An 18,018-nucleotide genomic window follows, 5' to 3' on the forward strand; every position below is an offset into this window, starting at 1 on the left:
GCGCCGGCGCCGTTCAAGTCCCCGGCAGGGCCCGGCGGCTATACTTCCGCAATGGCCCTGTACATCACCGACGCCTGCATCAACTGCGATGTCTGCGAGCCGGCCTGCCCGAACCAGGCCATCCACATGGGTGAACTGATCTACGAGATCGACCCGGCCCGCTGCACCGAATGCGTCGGCCACTTCGACGAGCCGCAATGCCAGGCCGTGTGCCCCGTGGAATGCTGCCTGCCCGATCCGGCGCGACCGGAGAGCGAGGCCGAACTGCTGGCCAAGCTCGAACGCCTGAAACTGGAACCCGTGCAATGAACCTCTTCCGTCCGCTCCGGCACTTCGCCCTGCTGGCAGTCCTCTGTGCCGGTGCCGTCCATGCCGCGGGCGATGGCGCGCCGCAGGGATCACAGGCGACCGCCACGGCGGCCGTGCCCGGCAGGACGGCGATCGCCAGCGCGCACTTCCTGGCGACCGAGGCCGGCCACGAGATCATCGCCGCCGGCGGCAACGCCTTCGACGCGGCGGTGGCGGTCGCCATGGCCCTGGCCGTGGTCGAACCGTCCAGCTCCGGTATCGGCGGCGGCGCGTTTTTCCTCCTGCATCGCGCCAGCGATGGCAAGGACGTGTTCGTCGACGCGCGCGAGGTCGCGCCGGCGGCGGTCAGCCGCGACTGGTATCTCGACGACGCCGGCAATCCGGATCGTGACCGCAGCGTCAACGGTCCGCTCGCTGCCGGCATTCCCGGGCAGCCGGCCGGCCTGGTATGGCTGGCCGAACACTATGGCCGCCTGCCCTTGGCGAAGTCGTTGGCCCCGGCGATCAGGCTGGCGTCGGAAGGCTTCCCGGTCGATGAAAAATACCGCCAGCTGATCGGCATGCGCGTCGAGGCGCTGCGTCGCCATCCCGATGCCGCACGCCAGTTCCTTGTCGCCGGCGAGATGCCCGAGCTGGGCCACGTCATCGTCCAACCCGATCTGGCCAGGACCATCGAGCGCCTCGCCGAGCGCGGTTTCGACGGTTTCTACAAGGGCACCACCGCGCGTCGCCTCGTGACCGGCGTCAACGAGGCCGGCGGCAGCTGGACGCTCGACGACCTGTCGAACTACCGCGTCAAGGAGCGCGAGCCGATCCGCCTGCGCTACCGCGACCACGAGATCGTCACCTCGCCGCCGTCCTCGTCGGGCGGCGTCGTCATCGCCCAGATCCTCAACATCCTCTCGGTGTGGGACCTGAAGAAGATGACGGCGGTGCAGCGCGTGCACCTGGTCGTCGAGGCCATGCGTCGCGGCTACCGGGATCGCGGCATCTACCTGGGCGACCCGGATTTTGTCGAGATGCCGCTGGCGATGCTGCTCAGCCCCGACTACGCCGCCGGCCTGCGCGCCTCGATCCGCCTCGACCAGGCGACGCCGAGCTCCATGCTGCCCGGCAGCGACAACGCGCCGCGTGGCACCGACACCACGCATTTCTCCATCATCGACGCCGACGGCAACATGGTGTCGGCGACGTTGAGCGTTAACCTGCCATATGGTTCCGCTTTCGTGCCACCGGGTACCGGCGTGCTGCTCAACAACGAGATGGACGATTTCGCGCTGGTCGCCGATGCGCCGAACGCCTATGGCCTGATCGGTCGCGAGGCCAACGCCCCGGCCGCCGGCAAGCGCATGCTGTCGTCGATGACGCCGACCTTCGTGCGTGGCCCGGACCGCACGCTGGTGATCGGCACGCCCGGCGGCAGCCGCATCATCACCATGGTTCTGCTGGGTGTCCTGGAATTCATCGACGGCGCCGATGCCAAGGGCATCGTCGGCACGCGCCGCATCCACCACCAGTACCTGCCCGACGTGATCTCGGCCGAACCGGATGCGCTGGCCACGGAAACCGTGCACGCGCTGGAGGCGATGGGCCACACCGTCGATGCCGGTCGGCGCGAGTGGGGCAACATGCACGTGGCGATCTGGAACCGCGCCAGTGGCGAGCTCGAGGCGGCCTCGGACCCGCGCAGCGAATCCGGTCGCGCCATCGTCCGCTGACGAGGCGCCGGCCGCGTCCGCGCAAGGCGGCCGCGGCCGGCGACGACAACCGCGGCTGCCAGCGGCTAGCATAGGCGGCATCCACCATCAGGGATGCCGCACATGAAGGACCAAGGCGAATGGCTGAAGCAGCTCGGCGAGCTGCAGCAGCAGTACTGGAACGGCTGGCGTGAAATGAGCAGTCAGGCCATGGGTGCCGCACCGGCGCCCGCGACGCCGTGGCAGGACGGCATGGAGGGCTGGGCACGCGCCATGGGCCTGCGCCCGCAGATGCCGGCCAACCCGTTCTTCCCGTTTGCCGCCAATGCCTTCGCACCGGCGGATCCGCTTGAGCGCATGCTCGAGCAGGGCAAGCGCTATCTCGGCGTCCTGCAGGGCATGATGACCGGCGACGCCTTCGGCTCGATGCAGGGCGACTTCGATCCCCGCGCCTGGCTGGAACAGATGCGCGACACGCACGAGCGCATCGGGCAAGACCTGCTCGGCAAGATGGAGCCGATGCCGTGGTTCACCGGCCTGCAGGCGGCGCAGGTCGAGCAGCTGGTGAAGACATTCACTGGCATGCCGGCACGGGGCATGAAGGAAGAGCTGCAGTCCTGGCTTGCGACGCCGGCCTTCGGCCTGAACCGCGAACACCAGGAGCGGGTGCAGGCGCTGGCCAGCGCGTGGCTCGACTACCTTGAAGCGCAGAAGCGTTACGACGCCCTGATGATGGAGTCGGCACGGCGCACCTTCGACATCCTCGAAGGCAGGTTCGCCGGCGGCGAAGAGCCTGGCCGCCAGATCGAAACCGCGCGCGCGCTGTACGACCTGTGGATCGACGCCGCCGAGGAAGCCTTCGGAGAGGTGGCGATGAGCGCCGAGTACCGCGACGTCTACGGCGAGCTGGTGAACACGCAGATGCGCGTGCGCGCCGGCATCAACCGCGAGATCGAGCGCATCGGCGAGATGTTCGGCCTGCCGACGCGGACAGAAGTCGATTCGCTGGCACGCCAGCTGCATGAACTGCGTCGCGAACTGCGTCGTAGTGGCCGAACGGCCGGCGCTGCCGGCGAGAATCCGGCGAAGGCAGCCCCGGCGTCCGGCAAGCCGGCGGCGCGTCAGCCACGCAAGGCGAAGCCGCGCGCCGCAGCCGGCAAGTCGGCACAGCTGGTTGCCGCTCCGCCGACCCCGGTCGCGACGCGGGCCGCCAATGCCGCGCGCCGTCCGGCAGCCCGGAAGCAGGCAGGGACGGCCAAGGGCACGGCCAAATCGCCGGCCGCATCGACCGCCGGCGTGACGCCGGTCATCCAGAACACCGCCGCGCGCACGCGCAAGCGAGGCTGACACCATGACGACAGCCATCAAGTTCGATCCCAAGGCCGTGGTCGAGGAAGCGCTGCGCTTCAACCAGAAGATCGCCGCCGGCCTGAAGACGCTGCGTTCCGTACCCGACGTCGACTTCGGCTGCACCGATAAGGAAGAGATCTACCGCGAAGGGAAGACCGTCCTGTACCGCTTCAAGGGCGAGGGCAAGCCGACGGCGCGGGTGCCGATCCTCATCGTCTACGCATTGGTCAACCGCCCCTACATGGTCGACCTGCAGGAAGACCGCTCCCTGGTTCGCAACCTCCTGGCGCGCGGCGAGGACGTCTACCTGATCGACTGGGGCTATCCGGACCGTTCCGACCGCTGGCTGACCCTGGACGACTACATCAACGGCTACATCCACAACTGCGTCGGGGCGATCTGCGAGCGCCATGGCCTGCCGGCCATCAACGTGCTGGGCATCTGCCAGGGCGGCGCCTTTTCGATCTGCTACAGCGCGCTGCATCCGGAGCGCGTGCGGAACCTCATCACCATGGTGACGCCGGTGGATTTCCACACCGACGACAACATGCTGTCGCACTGGACGCGGTCGATGGACGTCGACCTGTTCGTCGACACGCTGGGCAACGTCCCGGCCGACCTGATGAACTACTGCTACCTGATGCTCAAGCCCTACCGGCTGAACTTCCAGAAGTACGTCGGTCTGGCCGACATCCTCGACGACGAGCACGAGCTTGAGAACTTCCTGCGCATGGAGAAGTGGATCTTCGATTCGCCCGACCTTGCCGGCGAGACCTTCCGCCAGTTCATCAAGGATTTCTACCACGGCAACAAGCTGGTGCAGGGCGGCCTGCAGATCGGCGGCGAGGACGTCGATCCGCTGCGCATCACCATGCCGGTGCTGAACATCTTCGCCGAGCAGGACCACCTGGTGCCGCCGAGCGCCTCGCGCCCGCTGGGCGGGATCATCGGCACCGACGACTACACCGAGCTGGCCTTCCGTGGCGGCCACATCGGCATCTACGTGTCCTCGCGTGCGCAGCGCGAAGTGCCTTCCGCCATCCACGACTGGCTGGCCAGGCGCAACCGCTGACGCGGATGGCGCAAGGCGTTTCGCCGCAATGAATAAAGGCCGGTTTCCCGCGACGGATACCGGCCTTTCTTTTTCCAGCGGACGGCGCCTCGACCGCGACGCCGTACCGGTTGGCGCGGCGGGCCGCCGTCACTGGCGCGCCCCGCGTCGCGTGGCCTCAGGCCAGCCCTTCGGCGGCCAGCGCCTTGCGCACCGCTTCGTCGGATTCCATGCGCGCGCTGAAGCCGGCGAGGTTGTCCAGGCCCGACAGGTCCACGCCGACGCCCTTGGCCCAGCGCAGCATGACGTAGAGATACGGATCGACATAGCTGCGCTGGTCGTTCGCCAGCCACCGGTGGTCGGCCAGGTGCGCATCGATGCCCTTGAGCAGCGCGCGGACGTTCGTGCGTGCGGCATCCTTGACCGCATCGTGCTGGCTTTCGTCGGCAATGTACTTGGCGGGCGCGAAGATCGGCACGAAGGCCTTGTGCAGGTCGGCATTGAGCAGGCCCATCCAGCGGTTCACTTCGGCGCGGCTGCGCGCCGTGCCGTCACCGGCCAGCCCCGCCTGCGGGTACGTGTCGGCCAGGTAGGCCATGATGGCGGCGTTCTGCGTCAGCACCCAGCCGTCTCCGTCGGCAAACGCGGGCACGGCACCGGCCGGGTTGATGGCCAGGAATTCCGGCGACTTCAGCTGGTCGCGCGGCACCTTGACGGCTTCATAGGGCTGGCCGATCCACTCGAGCACGATATGCGTCGCGAGTGAACACGCACCGGGCATGTAGTACAGCTTCATGGGAGGTCCTCGGATTGCGGGTGGAAAACCAGGGCCGGGCGACGACGCCTCAGGCGACGGCGCAGACCAGACCCTTTAGATAGGCGGTTTCGACGATGGCCGGGTGCAGCGGATGGTCCGGACCCTGCTGCAGCCGCGCGAGCACCGAGGCATTGCGTCCGGCGCGCGAGGTCGCCTCGTGGACGACATGCATCAGCTCCGGCTCGGGCAGGTGGTGCGAACACGAGCAGGTGACCAGCAGGCCGCCGGGCGCGAGCATGCGCAGGGCCTGCTGGTTGAGCCGCTTGTAGGCGACCAGGCCAGCGGCGTGGTCCTTGCGCCGCTTGATGAAGGCCGGCGGGTCCAGGACGATGACATCGAACTGCTCGCCGTCCTCGCGCAGCGCCTTCAGCGCGTCGAAGGCATCGGCATGCAGGGTGTCGACCTTGCCGGACAGGTCGTTGAGCGCGGCATTCGCCTCGATACCCTCGCAGGCCGGCAGCGAGGAATCAACGCAGACCACGCGTTCGGCGAAGGTGGCGGCGGCACGCAGGCCCCAGCCACCGAGATAGGAGAACACGTCGAGCACGCGGGCACCGCTGCCGTAGCGCGCGAACAGGTCGCGGTTGCCGCGCTGGTCGTAGAACCAGCCGGTTTTCTGGGCATGCGCGAAATCGATGCGGAAGCGCAGGTCTCCTTCGCGTGCCTCGATGGTTCCAGGTACCTCGCCGATGCCGGCCTCGACGTACTCGGGCAGCTTCTCCATCGCACGCGAACCGCCAGTGTTGCGCCAGACCAGGTTTTCCGGCGCCAGCACCTCCGCGACAGCCTGTTCGACCAGCGGCCGCAGCGCTTCCATGCCCGCGGTGGCGATCTGTCCGACCAGCGTCGAGCCATAGCGGTCGATCACCAGGCCCGGCAGCCCATCGCTTTCGCCGAACACCAGCCGGTAGTAGGGCTGGTCGTACATCCGTTCGCGCAGCGCCAGCGCCGCGCGCAGGCGCTTGGCGACCAGGTAGGCATCGACGGTCGTGCCGGTATCGCGGGTGAGCAGGCGCACGGTGATGAGGCTGTGCGGATTGATGTAGCCGATGCCGATCAGCATGTCGCGGGCATCATGCACGCGCACGAGCTGCCCGGGTTCGAAGCCGGCGAGTGGCGTTGCGGCGGTATCGATCTGGTTGCTGTAGATCCACGGATGACCGTGGCGCAGGCGCCGGTCCTCGCCTTTTTTCAGGCGCAGCGGGGGCAGGGTGGCGGTCATGGCGGATTCCTTTGGCAACGGAATAGCGTAGCCGATCGCTGTCGCCGCCGATGAATGCCGGCCATCGCCGGCCGTGGATTTCCGTGATCGACCATGGAATCCCGCGATGGAACTGGACGCTGCCGGCCATTCCGCCTGCCGGGGGTCAGAACCAGGCCCGAATTCCGGCGGCGAGGCTGCGACCGGGGCGCGGCGCGACATCCTTGAGGAAGGACGTATGCACGCGGATGTCCTCGTCCAGCAGGTTGCGTCCCTGCAGGAACAGCTCCACCTCGCGCGCCTGCCACTCGAACGACCAGCTGGCATCGGCATCGAGCTGCGTGTATCCCGGCGTCGGCGTTTCGTGCTCGGCGACGCGATCCTGCCTGCGGTAGCGCAGGGCGGTAACGCCGGCGCGCCAGCCGCCGTGTGACCAGTCCAGGCCGGTACCGACGCGCGCCGGCGCGATGCGCGGCAGGTTGCCGCCGGCGTCGAGTTCCGCGCGCACGGTATCCGCCATCACGCGCAGGGTGTAGCGGCCGCTGCCGTGCTCGGCCAGCTTCAGTCGCGCCTCGATCTCGCCGCCGCGGAAGGTCGCGTCATGCTGGCGCCAGAACAGCACGGGAAAGTCATCTTCATGGCCGCCGTGCGCGTGCGCGGCCTCGTCGTCGTGGCGCAGGTAGGTGAAGCGGTCGAAGCGGTTGCGCCACGCAGCGATACGCATGTCCCACCGGTCGCCGTGGTAGTGCAGGCCCAGTTCAACCTGCCTGGATGTCTCCACGCCCAGCGAGGCATCGCCCACCTCATGCGATGCGGTCGCCACGTGCACGCCGTCGGAATACAGCTCTTCCGCCGTCGGCGCGCGCTGGGCGCGATCCATGCCCAGGCGCATGTGCCAGTGGTCGCTGATCCGCCATTCCGTCGCCAGCGACGCGCTCAGGGCATGGAACCGTCGTGCCGGCATTCCGGCCTGCGGCTCGACATGGACGCGGTCATGGCGTGCACCGATTTCCAGCTTCAGGCGCTCCCAGTGCCGGCGCTCCAGCAGGAACAGTCCGAGGTCACGGGTGACGCTCGGTGGAACGAAGGCCTCTTCGCCTTCAGCGGTGAAATCGCGACGGCTGGCCTGCAGGCCCCAGGCGCCATGCCAGTCCGCCAGCGGCGCATGCACCAGTTCGATCCGGCCCTCGTGGCCCTCGTTGTGGAAGTGCGTGCCGGCGATGCCGTCCTCGAACTCGGTATGGGCGTAGCGGGCGTGTCCCAGGCGCAGTCTCAGTGTTTCGTGCCCTGGCAGCGGATCGTCGAGTCCGGCCTTGGCATCGATACGGGTCTGGCGCAGGTCGATGGCGACGCCTTGGTCGTGTCCGTTGTCGTGGGCGGCGGAAAGGTTCATCGGGGACAGCGCCCGGTGATCGTGGTGGTCGTCGCCGTGGTCGTGCGAATGACCGGGCACGCCGTAGCGGCTTTCATGGCGGCTGACGGCGATGCCGGCAAACCCGCGCGCCGTGGCATGGCTGGCGCCGATGGCGCCACCGCGCGTGCGCGTCGCGCTGTGCGGAAGGACGCCCTCGTCATGATCGTGGCCGCCGGCGTGGTCACCGGCGTGTCCGTGGTCGTGCCTGTCCGCGGAGCGTCCCGCAGGTCCCGGGATCGCGTAGTCCCCGGTTTCGCGATGATAGGCATCGGCGTGCAGGACCAGGTGGCCGTGGCCGGCATCGATCCGCACTGCGCCGGCGCGCTCGTCCGCGACGTCATTGCCGCGCAGTTCGACACGGCCGCGCGTGCCCTCGAACGCGTGTTCGTGGATCCGGCCGTCAACGACGTTGACCGCGCCACCGACGGCCCCGGAACCGAACAGCAACGTCGCCGGCCCCTTGAGCACCTCGATCTGGTCGGCGAGGAAGGGCTCGATGGTGACCGCGTGGTCGACGCTGACCGTCGAGGCATCCATGGCAGCCAGCCCTTCGCCCAGCACCTGCACGCGGGCGCCATCCAGCCCGCGTATCACCGGGCGGCCGACGCCGGCGCCGAAGAAACTCGACTGCACGCCGGGAAGCTGCCCGACCGATTCGCCCAGCGTCGCCGCGCGGCTGTCGTCCAGGCCGGTGCCCGACAACACTTCCGTCGGCCGGGTGATGTCGTCCGGAGCCTGCCGGATCGGCGTTGCGGTCACCACCACTTCGTCCAGTTCGCGGGCGTGGTCATGCGCGTGGCCGTGGGCGTGGCCCTGTTCGCCGGCCCTTGCCGGGGTCGCGGCCAGCCAAGGCAGGACGCTGCAGAGGAGAAGGCAGGGTCTGGCGATACGCATGCGGTCGGCTCTCGTCGAATATAGACGTTATATCATAACCAAATCGACGGCCCGGAATGCACTCCCTTGGGCCTCGTGCGGCACATCGGCACCCGGCTGCACGGAGATGTTCCCGGAGGCAAAAAAAGCGGGCGCTGGGCGCCCGCAATGAGGGTGGACTGGCCGGGGGAGGACGGCCGTCCGGGGACGAACGACGGGGATTACTCCTCGTCGCGCTGCTTGGAGCTGGTATAGACATCGAATTCGGACTGGCTCAGGCGGCCGTCGGCATCGGTGTCGTAGGTGGAGAAGTTCGCCGCCAGGGCGTGGTCGGCCGGAATCTCGTCGCGGGAAACGTAACCATCGTTGTTCGCGTCCAGCGACTGGAAGCTGCGGCCGTCGTCGGCCAGCGCAAACGTCGAGAAGCCGAAGGCAACGGCGGCGACTGCGATCAGGGGGGTCTTGGTCATGGTCGTGCTCCTTGACTAAGTGGGACGCGGGAAGTGAAGCGCGAGTGCCATTACGCACGAGGCGTGCCAATCGAAGAATCAATGATTTGGGCCGCGCGGGCGCCGGGATGCCCAAGCACGCTGCACGAACCGTGCAAGGTCTCCGTGCAAAAGGAGCGACCCAGCTAGGTCGATGGGGGCCTCGCCGCCCACACGGGGCCAATGACCGCTTCGGGTACGCCATACAGCGCCGCCAGGTTGGCCACCGTCAGCGTCGGCTCCGGCGGCCCTTCGGCAAGGACGCGACCCTGGGCGAGCAACAGCACGCGATCGGCGACGCGCAACGCGTGTTCGGGCTGGTGCGTGGACATCAGCACCGCCAGGCCGAGGCCGCGCAGGCGGTCGACGTGTTCGAGCACGCGCAGCTGGTTGCCGAAATCCAGGCTCGCAGTCGGCTCGTCCATGACCAGGATCGACGGCTCCTGCGCCAGCGCGCGCGCGATCAGCACCAGCTGGCGTTCGCCACCACTGAGCGTGGTGTAGACGCGCGACGCGAGATGGGCGACGCCCAGGGTGGCCAGGCACTGCATCGCCATGTCCCGGTCATGCCGTGACGGGGTCGAGAACAGGCCGACACGCGACGCACGCCCCATCAGCACGATGTCTTCGGCACTGAAGGCGAACTGCACCTCGTGGGCCTGCGGAACGTGGCCGACATGGCGGGCGAACGCCGCGCGCGACCAGCGCGCCGGTGCCACGCCGAGCAGCTCGACGCGGCCTGCCCGTGGCGGCAGCAGGCCGAGCAGCGTCCGCAACAGCGTGGTCTTGCCGCTGCCATTGGGTCCAAGGAGGCACACCACCTCGCCGCGTGACAGCGCCAGGTCGATGCCATGGAGCACGGTGTGCCCGGCGTAGCCCGCCTCCAGTTCCAGCAACCTGAGCAGGGGTTCTCCAGACATCAACGGTGGCCTCGCCCGCGCGCCAGCAATACGAGGAAAAACGGGGCGCCGACGATGGCGGTCAGGATGCCCAGCGGCAGTTCCATGGGCGCCACCGTCCGTGCCAGCGTGTCGGTGGCGACGAGGAAGCCGGCGCCTGTCAGCAGCGAAGCCGGCAGCAGGCGCGAGAACTCCGGGCCGACCACCAGGCGGGCGACATGCGGCACCACCAGCCCGACCCAGCCAATGATGCCGGCCAGCGAAACGGCGGCGGCGGTGCCGAGCGTCGCCGCCGCGATCAGCAGCGCACGCAGTCGTCGCACCTCGACGCCGAGTGCCGCCGCCTCCTCGTCGCCAAGGCTCAGCAGGTTGATGCGCCAGCGCAGCAGTGCCAGTGGCAGCAGGCCCAGGAGCATCGCCGGTAAAGCGGCGAGCAGGTCGCCGCCGGTCACCGCGTTCAAGCCGCCCAGCAGCCAGAACGTGATGCTGGGCAACTGCGTGTAGGGATCGGCAAGGATCTTCAGCAGCGAGATGCCAGCGCCAAGCAGCGTGCCGACGGCAACGCCGGCGAGCACGAGTACCAGCACGGGATCATGGCGTCGCACGGAGCGGGCGACGAGGTACACCGCTACGACCGCGAGCAGGCCGCCGGCAAAGGCCATGGCCTGCACCGCGACCAGCGGCAGTGCGAGGAAGATCGCCGCCGCCGCGCCCAGCCCGGCGCCAGCGGAGACGCCAAGGATGTCCGGCGATACCAGTGGATTGCGGAACATGTTCTGGTAGGCCGCGCCGGCCGCCCCGAGCACGGCGCCGATGGCAAGGCCGGCGGCGATGCGCGGCAGCCGGATGTTCCAGACGACGGTATCGACCGTCGCATCGACCGGGTCGGCCCATCCCAGGCGTGCCAGCAGCGCGCGCAGCAGCTGCTCCGGCGGAAGCGGAAACTTGCCGGCGCAGCAGGCGATCACCAGCACCGTGAGCAGGCCCGCGAGCGCAGCCAGCCATGGCAGCGACCTGCGCGGACCCGGTCTCATCCGGCCTCGCCATCCGCCGCGGCCGCGACCAGCGCCGCGGGCAGCGCCTTGCCATAGAAGCGCTCGAAGGTTTCCGCGGTGAAGCGGTCGAGGCGCCCGCGATCCGACCCGGGATAACGGTGCGGATACAGCCGTGGCAACAGCCACGGCAGCCCGACCAGGCGATTGACGCCGGGCGGACCGTCGAGCCAGCCGAAGGGCAGGATGGGGGCGACATGGATACGTCCATTGCGCACCGCCCGCACGGACCGCCACAGCCGGTCCCCACGGACGCGGCGCGCGAAGCCGGCATCCTGCGTCAGCAGCACGTCCGGGTTCCAGGCGAGGATCTGTTCCATCGACACCTGGGTCAGGCCGCCGCTGCCGGCTTCAGCGGCGACGTTGCTCGCGCCCGCGAATTCGATCGCCTCCATGTTGATGGAGCCGGCCAGGCCGGTCTCCAGGCCGTCCCTGCCGCGGGCGTAATAGACGCGCGGCGGCGCTTCGTCACGGTTCGCCGATGCCTCGGCCCGCACCCGGTCGAGGATGTGCGCGGCCAGGCCCGCCAGCTCCCGGCCGCGCCCTGCCGCTCCGATCAGCCTGCCGACCTCGCGCAACTGCGCCGGATGGTCTTCGAGCCGGCCATCGACAAGCACGTACGGCAGGCCCGTCTGCTGCCACACGCGCTCGGCGCCGGACAGATGCAGCGGATTGACGCTGCCGGCATCAAGGACCAGGTCGGGCCTGAGCGACAGCAGCGTTTCGGTGCCGACCGTACTGCCGCGTCCGGACAGGCGGCCGAGGAAAGGAAGGTCGGCCGCGGGTGCCGGCAACAGCGCCCGCGCGGCCGCGTCCATCCGCATCGGCCAGCCCAGCAGTTTTCCCGGCGCCAGCACGCAGGCCAGCACCGCCGCCGGCGAGCCCGCCGCGAACACCCGGGAAACGCGACCTGCTGGTGGCAGCTCGCCGAAACGGGCGGCAACACCGCCCTCGCGCGCCAACGATCGCGATGAACGGGAGCACAGCGTCGCCAGGGCGAGCAGGGACAGGAACGAGCGCCGGTTCATGCGATGCCGACCTTTGCACGGGACGTGCGCGCATCACATCGGAACTCTGGTCGCGCAGCCATCGGATTGGTTACTCCGGTCGGGAATCGAATGCGGCGGGAAGCCCGGAATCCGCCGTGGAATGCGCCATCTTACCGAACGGCGAAACCGTTCCTTAACGCGCTGATCGACATGGCCGCCATGCCATAGCATCATGCGGGCCACCCGTTGATACAGGTCAATGACCCACTGGATCGGTTCCGCCAGCATGGCCTGTCTTCGCTACAAGATGAAAAATCATGTCCGCTGCATCCTTTGACCGCGAGCAGCTGCTGGCCTGTGCGCGCGGCGAAATGTTCGGTCCCGGCAACGCCCGGCTGCCGGCGCCGCCCATGCTCATGTTCGACCGCATCACGCATATCGCCAGCGACGGCGGTGCGTATGGCAAGGGCGTGATACGCGCCGAGCTCGATATCCGCGCCGACCTGTGGTTCTTCGACTGCCATTTCATCGGCGATCCGGTCATGCCCGGCTGCCTCGGACTGGATGCGATGTGGCAGCTCGCCGGTTTCTACCTGCCCTGGCTGGGTGAAAGCGGCCGTGGTCGCGCCCTCGGCGTCGGCGAGGTGAAGTTCACCGGCCAGATCCTGCCGGGCGCATCGCGGGTGACGTACGAGATCGATATCCGGCGCGTGATCCGCGGCAAGCTCAACCTGGTGATCGCCGACGGCCGCACCAGCGTGGATGGCCGGGAAATCTATACCGCCAAGGATCTGCGCGTCGGTCTGTTCGCTTCGACCGAGGGCTTCTGAGATGCGTCGTGTTGTGGTGACCGGCATCGGCATCGTCTCCTGCCTGGGCAACGACGCCGATACCGTTTCGGCGGCGCTGCGCGAAGGCCGTTCCGGCATCCGCCACCAGCGTGACCAGATGGAAATGGGGCTGCGCAGCCATGTCGCCGGTGTTCCCGACATCGACCTGGACGCCGTGATCGACCGCAAGCTGCGCCGCTTCATGGGCGACGCGGCCGGTTACGCCCATGTCGCAACGGCACAGGCCATCGCCGACGCCGGACTCCGCCAGGACCAGGTCGCCAACGACCGCACCGGCGTCATCGCCGGTTCCGGGGGTGGCTCCGCACAGTGGCAGATCGCCGCCGCCGACCTGCTGCGCGAGCGTGGCGTGCGCCGCATCGGTCCATACATGGTTCCACGTACGATGTGTTCGACGGTGTCGGCGGCGCTGGCGACGGCCTTTGGCATCCGTGGCGTCGGCATCTCGCCATCCGCCGCCTGCGCCACCTCGGCGCACTGCATCGGCATGGGCGCCGACCTCATCCGTGCCGGCCGCCAGGACATCGTGCTGGCAGGTGGCGGCGAGGAAGTGCACTGGGGCATGACCTGCCTGTTCGACGCCATGGGCGCGCTGTCCACGGCCCGCAACGATGCGCCGGAGACGGCATCGCGTCCCTACGACGCCGACCGCGACGGCTTCGTGATCGCCGGCGGTGGCGGCATGCTGGTGCTCGAGGATTACGATCACGCCCGTGCGCGCGGCGCGCACATCCATGCCGAACTGGTCGGCTATGGCGCGACGTCCGATGGCGCCGACATGGTGGCACCGTCAGGCGAGGGCGCGGTCCGCTGCATGCGGCAGGCGATGGAAGGGCTGGATCGGCCCATCGATTACCTCAATGCCCACGCGACGGCGACGCCGGTCGGTGACGTCGTCGAGCTCGACGCGGTCCGCACCGTGTTCGGCGATGCGATGCCGCCGATCTCGTCCACCAAGTCGCTGTCCGGGCATTCCCTGGGCGCGGCCAGCGTGCACGAGGCGATCTACAGCCTTCTGATGATGCGCGACGGTTTCATCGCCGGCTCGGCGAACGTGGACCGCCTGGATCCGTGTGCCGAAGGTTGCCCGATCGTGCTGGCCAGCCGCGAGGCGCGACTGGAGACGGTGATGTCGAACAGCTTCGGGTTCGGCGGCAACAACGCCTCGCTGGTCTTCGCGCGCGTCTGAGCGCATTGCGGGACCGGGGCCGTGTCGCCGTGCGCGATGCGGCCGCTCCCCGGATTGCATGGGCCGGGCCAGTGGGCGATCGCCGCTGCCGACGTCCACGTAAGCGTCGCGCACGTCGGCCTGTCCGGTTCCAGGCAGGTCCTGCGTAAGGAGGGGACTGCCTGTTCTCCGGAGAAACCCATGACGCGCCTCATATCCGCCCTGGCCCTTCTGCTGGCCTGTCCGCTGTCCGCCAGTGCGGCCGTGTTCTTCGTCACCAACACCCACGACAGCGGCCTGGGTTCGTTGCGCTCGGCCATCGACGAGGCCAATGCCGCGGGTCCTGGCGCGCATCAGGTCCGCTTCGACGGCCCCTTTCCCCAAGATGGCCTGGTGCAGCTCGGCAGCACCCTGCCGACGCTCACGGCGGCCCAGCTGACCATCCACGGCAATGGATACAATCCACGCATTGCCGGCAACGATACGTTCCCCCTGCTCGTTGCCGCATCGACGCTGAGCCGCCTGGAATTGAATGGCCTCACCCTCTCCTCCGGTCGCGCCACGGATGAAGGGGGCGGCTGCCTGGCCGCGCACGCGGCGGGTCCGTCTTCCACGCTGGTCATCCAGAACAGCCGGTTCGACAACTGCGCCGTCGTGCAGACCTCGGGCTGGGCACGGGGCGGCGCGATCTTCTGGAACTTCGGTTTCGTCACCATACGTGACAGCGAAATCAGTCACAGCTTTGCCAGTACGCAGGGCGGCACGCAGTCCGACGTCGCCTCCGGCGGCGCCATCACTACGCATGGGGAACTGCTGGTCGAGCGCAGCCGTTTCATCACGAACACCGCCATCGGCCATGTTTCAAGGGGCGGTGCGGTGACGACCACGGACAGCGCCGTCATCCGCGATTCCTTCTTCCACGATAATTTCGCCTTCAGCACCGCCACGCCGGGGCGTGGCCAGGCTGGCGCGGTGTTGATCGACTGCGTTGCCTGCGATGCGGTCCTGGAACGCAATACCTTTACCGCGAACTTCTCGGACTGGGCGGGTGCGGTCTTCGTCCGCGGCAACCAGGACATCAACCGGGCCAGTCTGGTGGCGCACAACAACACCTTCCACGGCAACGAAGGAGCGTTGTCGGCCGGAGCCCTGTACGCGCTGTTCGTTTCCGCATCCCTGGTCCACAACACCTTCCACCACAACCTCGCGCCGGCGGATGCCGCCGGTCACGTGTATTTCGAGAGCGCCATTGTCGAGAACGTGGCCAACAACGTGTTCGCACCGACTGCCGGCGGCAAGGCCTGCATGGGTTGGACGATCGAGATGCCGGGGCTGGACGCCGGCAATCTTGCCGCCGACGGAACCTGCGGGCTGCTGGTGCCCGGCATTGCCGCCAACGCCGTGCTGGGTCCCGTCGAAGTGGACTACAGCCCGGCTGTGCCGGTTGTCCGGTTCGCCGCCGGCAGCCCGGTGATCGATGGCGGCGATGACAAGGGTTGCCTGGCCCAGGATGTACTGGGCAATGCCAGGCCGATCGATGGCAATGGCGATGGCCACGCCCGCTGCGACGTCGGCGCCTACGAACACCCGCTGGACGACACGCTGTTCGCCGACGGCTTCGAAGCGCTGCCTTGAGTTGGCGGTGGTTCCGGGGGCGTCGGCATTCCGGCGCCTGCCGGTCCGGGCCGGGCCGCCTGTCCGGCGGCCACCAGACCGGCCTGAAGCTGAACGGGCGGGGCCGGACTGGCGACTTTCTCCGGCCTTTTGCGTTTGAGGAGTAGCATGGATTGTCCGTGCGGTAGCCCCATCTGGAGTTTGTCATGAAAGGTCGTCTGGGACATTACGAGATCGTCGCCGAGCTGGGACGGGGTGGCATGGGCGTTGTGCACAAGGCGCTGGATCCGGCCCTGGGCCGTGTGGTCGCCATCAAGGAACTGGCGCCTGCGCTGGCTGACGACCCCGCCCTGGTCGAGCGCTTCCTGCGCGAGGCGCGTTCGATGGCCGCCCTCTCGGATCCGCACATCGTCGGCATCCACTTCATCGGCCAGGAGAACGGCCGCCCGTTCTTCGTCATGGAATTCGTCGAAGGCGAAGCGCTGGGCAACATGCTCCGCCGCCTCGGCAAGCTGCCGGTCGCCGACACGCTGAAGATCCTGCACCAGACGGCGCAGGGCCTGGCGACCGCGCATGACCGCGGCGTCATCCATCGCGACATCAAGCCGGGCAACATCCTGGTGGACACCAGGGGCCGCGTGCGCCTGGCCGACTTCGGCATCGCACTGGCCGCCAACGATCCCGGCCAGAAGCTGACCAGCACCGGTGAGTTCATCGGCACCCCGGGTTACGTCTCGCCGGAAATCTGCAAGGGCCTGCCGATCGACCCGCGCTCGGACATCTTCTCGCTGGGCGTGGTGATGTTCGAAATGCTCAGTGGCCGCATGCCGTTCACCGACAACAGCCCGCTGGGCCTGATGCTGGAAGTGGTGAATGCGCAGATTCCCGACATCCACACACTGAACGACCAGGTCGACGCGGAGACGGCGGCGATCCTGGCGAAGATGGTCGCAAAGAACGCCGACGACCGTTACCAGAGCGCGCGTGAACTGGCCGCCGACCTGGCGCGGCATCCGCTGGTCGCCGACGGCAAGCCGCTGTCGGTCCCCGTCGTGCCGCCCAGCGACAGCCAGACCGTGATCGCCGCGCTGTCGCAGCCGCGCGTGCCGACGCCGCCGCCGGTGGTATCGCGCGCCGATGCCGACGCCGCCGACACGCGCCCGCGCGGTCCCCGCCCGGCAGCCGCCGCCGCGCAGGATCCGGAAGCGACGCTGGTGCGCGCGCCGGCTGCCGCCAACGATCCAACCGGTCGCCAGCGCCTGGTCGCCGGCCTCGCGCTCGCCGCGCTGGTCCTGGCCGGCACCGGCTACGCCTTCCGCGACTACTTCACCGGGTTTGCCAACGGTTTCCGCGACGGCTTCGTCGCCGGAAAGGTCAGCAATCCGGTTCCGCCGAGCCATGCCAACGACCTGCCGGTCGCGGCGCTGACGTCGGCTTCCCCTGCAACCGGCGCGATGGATGCGGCCCCGCCGCAGGTGGAGAACGCTTCGGCGTCGCCGTCGCAGGCGCCGACAGCTGTCGCCATGGGGGATGCCCCGGCGATGGTGCAGGCCGGCGGGGAGACGCAGGCGTCACAGTCGGTGGCCGGCCAGTCCGCCAGCACGGCTACCGTTGCCGGCAGCGATCCGCAGGCGCTGGCCGCCAGCGTCGACAGCCAGCCGCCGGCGACGGCACCGGCTTCGAGCGAAGGGCTCCGCGCGGGCGCGCAGAGCACGCCGCAGCCGAGTCGTCCGGCACAGGCGCGTGCCGCCGCCGAGCCGCCTCCGCCGCCGCGCTTCGTCGTCATCGCGCAGGGCGACAGCGCCCTGAGCCTGCCGGCGCAGCAGCGCATCGAGGACTACCTTTCCGGCGCCGGTCATCGCCTGGTGGATGCGGAAACCGTGCCCGGCCTGTCCGCTGCTGACACCGCGTCGCTGATCCGCGCCGCCCGCCGTCACGCCCGCGTGGTGGTGATCGTGCGCACCGAGCCCATCGGCAGCCGCGACCTGCATTTCTACGGTCGCCATGACGTCGCCTACACGGCCTACCTGAGCGTGCGTGCCTATGACACCCAGACCGGCCAGCCGCTGTCGTCGGGCTTCCGCCAGAAGGTCGAGTTCGCCGCGCTGAATGCCGAGCAGCGTGCCAACGAAGCACTCGATCCGGAGCTCTCGTCACTGGCCCGCGTCGTCGCGCCGGTGCTGCGCCAGACCTCGCGCGGCTAATTTTCCCCGCAAGCGTTCCTTACTGCCGCCCGCGACGTCGA

At 68.7% G+C, this 18,018-nt stretch carries 16 protein-coding genes; 8 read left to right on the forward strand and 8 right to left on the reverse strand.

Annotated features, from left to right (window positions below; translation table 11 throughout):
- The first annotated feature begins 51 nt into the window (after positions 1-51).
- From EDC25_RS06160 to EDC25_RS06175, 4 genes are all read left to right on the forward strand, one after another.
- Positions 52-309: a YfhL family 4Fe-4S dicluster ferredoxin gene (locus EDC25_RS06160; RefSeq protein ID WP_123521952.1), complete on the forward strand. Its 258-nt coding sequence runs from the start codon at positions 52-54 to the stop codon at positions 307-309.
- Complete coding sequence (gene ggt, locus EDC25_RS06165; RefSeq protein WP_123521951.1) at positions 306-2,027, forward strand: gamma-glutamyltransferase; 1,722 nt, start codon at positions 306-308, stop codon at positions 2,025-2,027. Before EDC25_RS06160 ends, ggt begins: the two co-directional genes overlap by 4 nt.
- Before the next feature lie 102 nt (positions 2,028-2,129).
- Positions 2,130-3,353, forward strand: coding sequence for a class III poly(R)-hydroxyalkanoic acid synthase subunit PhaE (gene phaE, locus EDC25_RS06170; protein WP_164484019.1), 1,224 nt, complete (start codon positions 2,130-2,132; stop codon positions 3,351-3,353).
- Between the two features lie 4 nt (positions 3,354-3,357).
- Positions 3,358-4,428, forward strand: coding sequence for a class III poly(R)-hydroxyalkanoic acid synthase subunit PhaC (locus EDC25_RS06175; RefSeq protein WP_123521949.1), 1,071 nt, complete (start codon positions 3,358-3,360; stop codon positions 4,426-4,428).
- Between the two features lie 157 nt (positions 4,429-4,585).
- Here EDC25_RS06175 and EDC25_RS06180 read toward each other — a convergent pair whose 3' ends face one another.
- The 8 genes from EDC25_RS06180 to EDC25_RS06215 all read right to left on the reverse strand — a co-directional run bounded on the left by EDC25_RS06180 (position 4,586) and on the right by EDC25_RS06215 (position 12,428).
- Positions 4,586-5,203 carry a glutathione S-transferase family protein gene (locus tag EDC25_RS06180; protein WP_123521948.1) on the reverse strand — a complete coding sequence of 206 codons (618 nt, stop codon included), beginning with the start codon at positions 5,201-5,203 and terminating at the stop codon, positions 4,586-4,588.
- A 49-nt stretch (positions 5,204-5,252) separates the two neighbouring features.
- Positions 5,253-6,446 (reverse strand): class I SAM-dependent rRNA methyltransferase, encoded by a 1,194-nt coding sequence (locus EDC25_RS06185; RefSeq protein WP_123521947.1) that lies wholly within the window; start codon positions 6,444-6,446, stop codon positions 5,253-5,255.
- A gap of 145 nt (positions 6,447-6,591) precedes the next feature.
- Complete coding sequence (locus tag EDC25_RS06190) at positions 6,592-8,733, reverse strand: TonB-dependent receptor (protein WP_132577311.1); 2,142 nt, start codon at positions 8,731-8,733, stop codon at positions 6,592-6,594.
- Positions 8,734-8,933: 200 nt separating this feature from the next.
- A complete protein-coding gene (locus EDC25_RS06195; RefSeq protein WP_123521944.1) occupies positions 8,934-9,182 on the reverse strand; it encodes an EF-hand domain-containing protein in 249 nt (82 codons plus the stop codon).
- Positions 9,183-9,346: 164 nt separating this feature from the next.
- Positions 9,347-10,120 carry an ABC transporter ATP-binding protein gene (locus EDC25_RS06200; protein WP_123521943.1) on the reverse strand — a complete coding sequence of 258 codons (774 nt, stop codon included), beginning with the start codon at positions 10,118-10,120 and terminating at the stop codon, positions 9,347-9,349.
- Positions 10,120-11,133 carry a FecCD family ABC transporter permease gene (locus tag EDC25_RS06205; protein ID WP_123521942.1) on the reverse strand — a complete coding sequence of 338 codons (1,014 nt, stop codon included), beginning with the start codon at positions 11,131-11,133 and terminating at the stop codon, positions 10,120-10,122. The genes EDC25_RS06200 and EDC25_RS06205 overlap by 1 nt, the downstream gene beginning before the upstream one ends.
- On the reverse strand, positions 11,130-12,179 hold the full coding sequence (locus EDC25_RS06210; RefSeq protein WP_123521941.1) for an ABC transporter substrate-binding protein: 1,050 nt from the start codon (positions 12,177-12,179) through the stop codon (positions 11,130-11,132). Before EDC25_RS06210 ends, EDC25_RS06205 begins: the two co-directional genes overlap by 4 nt.
- A 33-nt stretch (positions 12,180-12,212) precedes the next feature.
- A complete protein-coding gene (locus tag EDC25_RS06215; protein WP_132577312.1) occupies positions 12,213-12,428 on the reverse strand; it encodes a hypothetical protein in 216 nt (71 codons plus the stop codon).
- A 29-nt stretch (positions 12,429-12,457) separates the two neighbouring features.
- Between EDC25_RS06215 and fabA the strand changes: the two genes are divergently transcribed.
- The 4 genes from fabA to EDC25_RS06235 all read left to right on the forward strand — a co-directional run bounded on the left by fabA (position 12,458) and on the right by EDC25_RS06235 (position 17,977).
- Positions 12,458-12,970, forward strand: a complete 513-nt coding sequence (gene fabA, locus EDC25_RS06220; RefSeq protein WP_205984951.1) for a 3-hydroxyacyl-[acyl-carrier-protein] dehydratase FabA — start codon at positions 12,458-12,460, stop codon at positions 12,968-12,970.
- A gap of 1 nt (position 12,971) precedes the next feature.
- The gene (fabB, locus tag EDC25_RS06225) at positions 12,972-14,180 is read left to right on the forward strand and encodes a beta-ketoacyl-ACP synthase I (RefSeq protein ID WP_123521939.1); all 1,209 of its coding nucleotides are present in this window, start codon (positions 12,972-12,974) and stop codon (positions 14,178-14,180) included.
- Between the two features lie 180 nt (positions 14,181-14,360).
- Positions 14,361-15,794, forward strand: coding sequence for a choice-of-anchor Q domain-containing protein (locus tag EDC25_RS06230; protein ID WP_123521938.1), 1,434 nt, complete (start codon positions 14,361-14,363; stop codon positions 15,792-15,794).
- 185 nt (positions 15,795-15,979) lie between these two features.
- Positions 15,980-17,977: a serine/threonine-protein kinase gene (locus EDC25_RS06235; protein ID WP_132577313.1), complete on the forward strand. Its 1,998-nt coding sequence runs from the start codon at positions 15,980-15,982 to the stop codon at positions 17,975-17,977.
- The last annotated feature ends 41 nt before the right edge of the window (positions 17,978-18,018 follow it).

This window comes from Pseudofulvimonas gallinarii (assembly GCF_004343305.1).
In the GTDB taxonomy this organism is placed as follows: Bacteria; Pseudomonadota; Gammaproteobacteria; order Xanthomonadales; family UBA2363; genus Pseudofulvimonas; species Pseudofulvimonas gallinarii.

Bases quoted from the DNA above. Each gene is read 5' to 3' on its own strand.
- EDC25_RS06160 (WP_123521952.1), top strand. From the start codon at position 52: ATGGCCCTGTACATCACCGACGCCTGCATCAACTGCGATGTCTGCGAG.
- ggt (WP_123521951.1), top strand. From the start codon at position 306: ATGAACCTCTTCCGTCCGCTCCGGCACTTCGCCCTGCTGGCAGTCCTC.
- phaE (WP_164484019.1), top strand. From the start codon at position 2,130: ATGAAGGACCAAGGCGAATGGCTGAAGCAGCTCGGCGAGCTGCAGCAG.
- EDC25_RS06175 (WP_123521949.1), top strand. From the start codon at position 3,358: ATGACGACAGCCATCAAGTTCGATCCCAAGGCCGTGGTCGAGGAAGCG.
- EDC25_RS06180 (WP_123521948.1), bottom strand. From the start codon at position 5,203: ATGAAGCTGTACTACATGCCCGGTGCGTGTTCACTCGCGACGCATATC.
- EDC25_RS06185 (WP_123521947.1), bottom strand. From the start codon at position 6,446: ATGACCGCCACCCTGCCCCCGCTGCGCCTGAAAAAAGGCGAGGACCGG.
- EDC25_RS06190 (WP_132577311.1), bottom strand. From the start codon at position 8,733: ATGCGTATCGCCAGACCCTGCCTTCTCCTCTGCAGCGTCCTGCCTTGG.
- EDC25_RS06195 (WP_123521944.1), bottom strand. From the start codon at position 9,182: ATGACCAAGACCCCCCTGATCGCAGTCGCCGCCGTTGCCTTCGGCTTC.
- EDC25_RS06200 (WP_123521943.1), bottom strand. From the start codon at position 10,120: ATGTCTGGAGAACCCCTGCTCAGGTTGCTGGAACTGGAGGCGGGCTAC.
- EDC25_RS06205 (WP_123521942.1), bottom strand. From the start codon at position 11,133: ATGAGACCGGGTCCGCGCAGGTCGCTGCCATGGCTGGCTGCGCTCGCG.
- EDC25_RS06210 (WP_123521941.1), bottom strand. From the start codon at position 12,179: ATGAACCGGCGCTCGTTCCTGTCCCTGCTCGCCCTGGCGACGCTGTGC.
- EDC25_RS06215 (WP_132577312.1), bottom strand. From the start codon at position 12,428: ATGCTGGCGGAACCGATCCAGTGGGTCATTGACCTGTATCAACGGGTG.
- fabA (WP_205984951.1), top strand. From the start codon at position 12,458: ATGTCCGCTGCATCCTTTGACCGCGAGCAGCTGCTGGCCTGTGCGCGC.
- fabB (WP_123521939.1), top strand. From the start codon at position 12,972: ATGCGTCGTGTTGTGGTGACCGGCATCGGCATCGTCTCCTGCCTGGGC.
- EDC25_RS06230 (WP_123521938.1), top strand. From the start codon at position 14,361: ATGACGCGCCTCATATCCGCCCTGGCCCTTCTGCTGGCCTGTCCGCTG.
- EDC25_RS06235 (WP_132577313.1), top strand. From the start codon at position 15,980: ATGAAAGGTCGTCTGGGACATTACGAGATCGTCGCCGAGCTGGGACGG.